This window comes from Stenotrophomonas sp. HMWF003 (assembly GCF_003061285.1).
Taxonomy (GTDB): Bacteria; Pseudomonadota; Gammaproteobacteria; order Xanthomonadales; family Xanthomonadaceae; genus Stenotrophomonas; species Stenotrophomonas maltophilia_AP.
Genome location: NZ_QAIW01000409.1, coordinates 814 through 4,115, shown reverse-complemented (window position 1 = coordinate 4,115; position 3,302 = coordinate 814). Strand labels below are relative to the sequence as shown.

Genomic DNA, 3,302 nt, shown 5'->3' with positions numbered 1-3,302 from the left:
GTGCAGCGCATGGGCGAACTGCTCGACGGCGTGGTGCTGGACGACAGCCGCAATGCCCTGGGCCGCCAGCGCATCGCGCACATCCGTGACGAACTGCGCGCCTACGACCGCCAGCACCAGGCGCCGCCGCTGACCAAAGCCCCGCGCTGGTAATCCAGGCGCGGCGGGCATCGAGCAGCCGGCCGACGGTCGGCTCTACCCGGCGACTGCGGCGAACGCGTCGCGGAACCGCGCCATTTCCGCCGCCGTACCCACGGTCACCCGTACCCGCTGCGGCCAGATCGGCCAGCTGCGGCCGATCACCACGCCCTGTTCGGCCATCGCCACAGCGAACGCGCTGCCGTCGCGCTTGACGTCCACCACGAAGCAGTTGGCTTCGGTCGGCACGCAGGCGAATCCGCGCGCCGCCAGCCAGGCCACGGTGGCCTGCCGCACCTGCGTGTTCTCCGCCTTGCGCTGCGCCACCAGGCCCGGCGCGCGTAGGCTGGCCAGCCCGGCCGCGAGCGCGGTGACCGGCAGCGGGTTGTCGCCCAGGCTGGCCAGTTCGCGCAGTCGGTCCGGGTGCGCCGCGGCCACGCCCAGGCGCAACCCGGCCATGCCGTACAGCTTGGAAAACGTACGCAGCACGATCACATCGTCGCGCTGCGTCACCTGGGCGATTACCGAGCGCTGCTCGCTGTACTGCAGGTAGGCCTCGTCGACCAGCACCCGCGTCTGCCGGGGCTTGTTGGCCAGCAGCCAGGTGATGTCCGCGGCGGGGGTGATCGACCCGGTGGGGTTGTTCGGATTGCACAGGTACAGCAGGCCGGCATTGATCCGTGCGGCCGCAGCGGCCATCGCGCGGACGTCATGCGCGCCGTCCTCGCGCAGCGCGACCCTGGCAACGGTGGCGCCACGCGCGGCGGCCAGGTCGCCCAGCGCTTCGAAGGTGGGGTCGGCCACTACCAGCCCGGCGCTCGCCGAGGTCCACAGGATCGCGGCCCGGTTGAGCGGCTCGCTGGAGCCCGGGTACAGCCGCACGTGGTCCTTGCCGATGCCTTCCTGGCTGGCGAACAGGTCGCGCAGCTCACCGGCCAGTGCGAACAGATAGCGCCCGCTACCGGCCACGATCTCGCGCGCCGCGGCCTGCGCCACCGGCGCCGGGCCATACGGGCATTCGTTGAAGTTCAGCAGCACCGGGCCGCCGACCGCGCTGGTACGCGGCGTGGCGGCCGACACGGTCGACACGCCCAGCCCCGACAAGGCCAGACCGGTGCCGGCCAACTGCAGGAATGAACGGCGGGAAGGAGCGGCAACGGTCACGGCACACCTGCACGGAGGGACTTGGCGCACGCTAACCCTGTGCCGGGTTGCCGGCAATAGCCACCCGGCACCGCAGCGGGGTGGCTGCCGGGGACGGCAGGCCATAAAATCAACAGCCCTTTCAGGATGCCTCCCGGATGAGCCCCAGCCCCGCTGAACGTGCCGAGGCATTGCGCCGCCAGATCGATGAAGCCGGCACGGCCTACCACGAGCGCGACGAGCAGCTGATCCCGGATGCGGAGTACGACCGCCTGGTGCGCGAGCTGGAAGCACTGGAGCGCGACCACCCGGAACTGGCCGTTGCCGATTCCCCCACCCAGCGCGTCGGCGGCAAGGCTTCCTCGCGCTTTGCCGAAGTGCGCCACGCAGTGCCGATGCTGTCGCTGGGCAATGCCTTCAGCGACGAGGAAGTCCAGGATTTCGTGCGCCGCATCAGCGAGCGCCTGCGCCGCGATGCGCTGTATTTCTCGGCCGAACCCAAGCTCGATGGCCTGGCCATCAGCCTGCGCTACGAAAACGGGCGCTTCGTGCAGGGTGCCACCCGCGGCGATGGCAGCACCGGTGAGGACGTCAGCGCCAACCTGCGCCAGATCGCGGTGATTCCGCAGGAACTGCAGGGGGCGGGCTGGCCGGACGTGCTGGAAGTGCGCGGCGAGGTGTACATGGCGCGCGCCGATTTCGAGGCCTACAACGCGCAGGCGCGCCTGCACGACGGCAAGGTGCTGGCCAACCCGCGCAACGCCGCGGCCGGTTCGCTGCGCCAGCTGGACCCGAAGATGAGCGCCAGGCGCAAGCTCAGCTTCTACGCCTACGGCACCGGCCAGGTGGAGGACGGTGACCTGCCGCCTACCCACTCGGCCACGCTGGCGCAGCTGCGCGCCTGGGGCTTCCCGGTCAGCGAACTGTGCCAGGTGGTGGAAGGCAGTGCCGGCCTGCTGGCCTATTACCGCGACATCGGCGAGCGTCGCGATGGGCTGGCCTTCGACATCGACGGCGTGGTCTACAAGCTGGACGACCGCGCCGGCCAGGAAACCATGGGTTTCGTGTCGCGCGCGCCGCGCTGGGCGATCGCGCACAAGTTCCCCGCGCAGGAACAGACCACCACGGTGGAGGCGATCGAGATCCAGATCGGCCGCACCGGTGCCGCCACCCCGGTGGCGCGCCTGAATCCGGTGGCCGTGGCGGGGGTGATCGTGTCCAACGCCACCCTGCACAACGCCGACCAGATCCAGCGCCTTGACGTGCGCGTGGGCGACACGGTGATCGTGCGCCGCGCCGGCGATGTGATTCCCGAAGTGGTCAGCGTCATCGCCGAACGGCGTCCGGCCGGCACCACGCCCTGGCAGATGCCGGCGCAGTGCCCGGTGTGCGGGTCGGAGATCGTGCGCGAAGAGGGCGAGGCCGTGTGGCGTTGCTCGGGCGAACTGAGCTGCCCGGCGCAGCGCAAGGAAGCCATCGCGCACTTCGCCTCGCGCCGCGCCATGGACATCGACGGCCTGGGGGGCAAGTACATCGAAACCCTGGTCGATGCCGGCATCGTACGTAGCGTGGCCGACCTGTACCGGCTCACCCGCGACCAGCTGCTGCACCTGAAGCTGGTGCTGGACGCCGACACGCCTGAGGCCCTCGCGGCACAGATCGGCCTGCACCTGCCGCCGGAAGGCAGCGGCGACTACCTGCGCGCCATCCTGCAGCTTGATGGCAGCGACGCCGGCTGGCGTGCCAAGGCACTGGCAATGCCGACCGCCTTTGCCTGGAACACCCGGAAGATCGCCACGCGCTGGGCCGACAACCTGATCGCGGCCATCGACGCCAGCCGCGACACCACGCTGGAACGGCTGCTGTTCGCGCTGGGCATCGAAAACGTCGGTGAGAACACCTCCAAGGGGCTGTCGACCTGGTTCGGCGACCTGGAGCTGATCCGCCACCTGCCATGGCCGCTGTTCAAGCGCGTGCCCGACATCGGCGGGGAAGTGGCGCGCTCGCTGGGCCACTTCTTC

2 protein-coding genes and 1 pseudogene are annotated in these 3,302 nt (G+C 70.4%); 2 read left to right on the top strand and 1 reads right to left on the bottom strand.

Annotation, left to right across the window (positions count from 1 at the left end):
* Nucleotides 1-153: pseudogene (locus DBR34_RS17505) on the top strand (cell division protein ZipA); the annotation flags it as partial.
* A gap of 42 nt (nt 154-195) precedes the next feature.
* Here DBR34_RS17505 and DBR34_RS17500 read toward each other — a convergent pair.
* Nucleotides 196-1,302, bottom strand: coding sequence for a pyridoxal phosphate-dependent aminotransferase (locus tag DBR34_RS17500; RefSeq protein ID WP_128097729.1), 1,107 nt, complete (start codon nt 1,300-1,302; stop codon nt 196-198).
* Between the two features lie 137 nt (nt 1,303-1,439).
* Between DBR34_RS17500 and ligA the strand changes: the two genes are divergently transcribed.
* Nucleotides 1,440-3,302 (top strand): NAD-dependent DNA ligase LigA (gene ligA, locus DBR34_RS17495; protein ID WP_258224077.1); only part of this gene is annotated, 1,863 nt, incomplete at its 3' end.